This is a genomic window from Rhodoblastus sp. (assembly GCF_041915505.1).
In the GTDB taxonomy this organism is placed as follows: Bacteria; Pseudomonadota; Alphaproteobacteria; order Rhizobiales; family Beijerinckiaceae; genus Rhodoblastus.
Window position 1 is genome coordinate 1 of the sequence record NZ_JAYSBG010000356.1, and the last position, 3473, is coordinate 3473.

Consider the following 3473-nt stretch of genomic DNA (forward strand, 5'->3'; position numbering starts at 1 on the left):
ACCAACTGAGCTACTCCCCCGCTCGACCGCGACGCTGCTGCATCGATCGGAGGCCTGCGAATTAAGACAGCCGCGCCGGCAAGTCAAGCGCTGTTATGGCGATTTCGTGAAGCGCCTTGCGCGCCCTCGCGCACAGCGGTCGCGCGCGTCTCAGAACGAGCGGCTCGCGAGCCGCCATTGCGCCATTTGCGTGGACGTCACGATGTGAATCGAATTGGACGAAATCCGTTCGGCGAAACGGATCAGGTCGCGGCTGACCCCCATGCGCGCGCTGTAGCGCGCCAAGGCGCCGGCCAGCGAGCCATCGTCATAGACGCGATGCGGCGACGATTCGAATCCGCCATCGGACGTATTGGCGAACATGCGGTGAATGCCCAGCGAGGTCCCGCGCGGCGCGACCCGCTTCACGCCGCCCATGAAGGCGTAGACGCAGGCCGACAGGCATTGACGGGCGACGACGGTGGCGGCGCCGATTCGCCGGAAGATCTGGCCCAGCTCCATCGAGGCGACGACATAGCCGCCCTGCGAATTGATCAGAACCACCGTCCGCAAATCGCGGTCGCCCGCGTTTTCGCGCAGGAACTCGATGAATTCCTCCGGGGTCGAATTGCTGATCTGGCCCTGGGCCACGATCACGCGCGGACAATGGCCCCGGCATTCGGCGCCATAGCCGACGCTCTGCAAATGGAATTCCATCGCGTGCGCGCCGCCCGCCAGCAGCGCGACGAGGCCGCAGGCGGCCAAAGCCACGGCGACAAAACGCGAAAGATCCCGAATCTTTCCTGCCGACATCGGCCTTCCCCGGCAATTGGTGGGCGGTGACGGGCTCGAACCGCCGACCCTCTCGGTGTAAACGAGATGCTCTACCAACTGAGCTAACCGCCCAAATGACGCGCGCGGCGGATTTCCGCCGGCTGCTCCGGCTCTTAAAACGACGCGCCCGCGCTTGCAAGAACGAAAGCGCAGGCGCGATTTCACCGGCGAAGCGGCCCCTCGCCGGTGATCCATGGCGATCCCTCGGGCGGCGGGCGTTCCGCCAGCCGCCAAGGCGATTACTTGTTGACGACGTCCTTGAGCTGGGCGCCGGGCTTGAAGCGGACGCTCTTGGAGGCGGGAATTTCGATTTCCGCGCCCGTCGCCGGATTGCGACCCTTGCCGGCGGCGCGGGTCTTCACGGAAAACGTGCCGAAGCCGACGAGGCGGACTTCCTCACCCTTCTGCAGCGCATTGGTGATGGCGGCGATGACGGCGTCCAGCGAGGCGCCGGCGGCGGCCTTGGACTGTTCCGTCGCTTCCGCGACCGCGTCGATCAATTCGGCTTTGTTGGTCATATGAACTTCCCTGGTTTGAAGGGCGCGTCTCCTCCGACAACGCCTGATGACTGACCGCGTCGCGCCCCGACGCCGCGGTAATTCGATTTTCCATCGAGGCGCGCAGGAATAAGGCGCCGTTCCGGCCGCCGCAACTCGAATCGCGCCGATCCGATGAGGCCACTTTCTGATTGTATGCCCTGTAAATCAAGGGATTCCGCGCGAACGGGGCCGAAAAACCCCGAAAAATGGCCGACTTTTCGTGCAAAAGCCGCTGTGCGACGCAAAAAAGCCGGGACGCAAGGCGTCCCGGCCGGTATTTTCGCGCTGAAGGCGCTGTTATCGAGATATTCGAAACGGCAGCCGCGTCAATGCGCCACGACGCCGACCGCCTCGTCCTCGACTCCCGCCGTTTCCGGCTTGACCGCGCCCTCCTCCCAGGAAATCGGCTCCGGCATGCGCAGCAGCGCATGACGCAGAACCTCTTCCATCCGGGAAACCGGCACGATTTCGAGGTTGTTCTTCACCGATTCCGGAATATCCACCAGGTCCTTGGCGTTGTCTTCCGGGATCAGCACCTTCTTCAGCCCGCCGCGCAAGGCCGCGAGCAGCTTTTCCTTCAGGCCGCCGATCGGCAGGACCCGGCCGCGCAGGGTGACCTCGCCGGTCATGGCGATGTCGCGGCGCACCGGAATGCCGGTCATGATCGAGACGATCGCGGTGGCCATGGCCACGCCGGCGGACGGGCCGTCCTTGGGCGTCGCGCCTTCCGGCACGTGGACATGGATGTCACGCCGCTCGAACACCGGCGGCTCGATGCCGAAATCCACCGCGCGGGAGCGCACATAGGACGCCGCCGCCGAGATCGATTCCTTCATCACGTCGCGCAGGTTGCCAGTGACCGTCATGCGGCCCTTGCCGGGCATCATGACGCCTTCGATCGTCAGCAATTCGCCGCCGACCTCGGTCCAGGCCAGGCCGGTGACCACGCCGACCTGATCCTCCAGCTCCGCCTCGCCATAGCGATAGCGCGGCACGCCGAGATAGGTTTCGACATTGTCCTCGGTGACGACGACCTTGTCGATCTTCGGCTTGGAGAGCAGGATCTCCTTCACCGCCTTGCGGGCGAGATTGGAGATTTCGCGCTCCAGATTGCGCACGCCGGCCTCGCGGGTGTAGCGCCGGATGATCTTGGTCAGCGCCGCATCCTCGATCGACCATTCCGTCGGGCTGAGCCCATGCTTCTTGGTCGCCGCGGGAATCAGGTGCTTGCGCGCGATCACCGCCTTTTCATCTTCGGTATAGCCGGCGATGCGGATGATCTCCATGCGGTCCATCAACGGCGCCGGAATGTTCAGCGTGTTGGCGGTCGTCACGAACATCACATTCGACAGGTCGTAGTCCACTTCAAGATAATGATCGTTGAAGGTGGCGTTCTGTTCCGGGTCAAGCACCTCCAGCAGCGCCGAGGACGGATCGCCGCGGAAATCCTGGCCCATCTTGTCGATCTCATCGAGCAGGAAGAGCGGATTGGAGGTCTTGGCCTTGCGCATCGACTGGATCAGCTTGCCGGGCATGGAGCCGATATAGGTCCGGCGATGGCCGCGGATCTCGGCCTCGTCGCGCACGCCGCCGAGCGACATGCGGACGAATTCGCGTCCCGTGGCCTTGGCGATCGACTTGCCGAGCGAGGTCTTGCCGACGCCCGGAGGGCCGACGAGGCACAGGATCGGGCCCGTCAACTTGTTGGCGCGGCTCTGCACGGCCAGATATTCGACAATGCGATCCTTGACCTTGTCCAGACCGTAATGCTCGGCGTCGAGCAACTCCTGCGCCGAATTCAGGTCCTTCTTGATCTTGGAGCGCTTGTTCCACGGGATGGAGACCAGCCAGTCGAGATAATTGCGCACGACCGTGGCTTCCGCCGACATGGGCGACATCTGCCGCAGCTTCTTCAACTCGGCCATGGCCTTGTCGCTGGCTTCCTTGGACAGCTTGGTCTTCTTGATCTTGTCCTCGAGTTCCGAGAGATCGTCCTTGCCGTCCTCGTCGCCCAGCTCCTTCTGAATGGCCTTCATCTGCTCATTCAGATAATATTCGCGCTGGGTCTTCTCCATCTGCCGCTTGACGCGCGTGCGGATGCGCTTCTCGACCTGGAGGACC

General features: G+C 63.6%; 3 protein-coding genes and 1 tRNA gene. All 4 read right to left on the reverse strand.

Annotated features, from left to right (window positions below; all coding sequences use genetic code 11):
• Positions 1-150 precede the first annotated feature (150 nt).
• A complete protein-coding gene (locus ACE3S9_RS16835) occupies positions 151-792 on the reverse strand; it encodes a hypothetical protein (RefSeq protein ID WP_374547632.1) in 642 nt (213 codons plus the stop codon).
• Between the two features lie 17 nt (positions 793-809).
• Positions 810-885: transfer RNA gene (locus ACE3S9_RS16840), tRNA-Val, on the reverse strand.
• 167 nt (positions 886-1052) lie between these two features.
• On the reverse strand, positions 1053-1331 hold the full coding sequence (locus ACE3S9_RS16845) for an HU family DNA-binding protein (protein WP_374547633.1): 279 nt from the start codon (positions 1329-1331) through the stop codon (positions 1053-1055).
• Between the two features lie 347 nt (positions 1332-1678).
• The coding region (lon, locus tag ACE3S9_RS16850; RefSeq protein WP_374547634.1) for an endopeptidase La at positions 1679-3473 on the reverse strand (1795 nt) is incomplete at its 5' end.

Coding starts and splice junctions, on each gene's coding strand:
- ACE3S9_RS16845 (WP_374547633.1), bottom strand. CDS start 1,331: ATGACCAACAAAGCCGAATTGATCGACGCGGTCGCGGAAGCGACGGAA.
- ACE3S9_RS16835 (WP_374547632.1), bottom strand. CDS start 792: ATGTCGGCAGGAAAGATTCGGGATCTTTCGCGTTTTGTCGCCGTGGCT.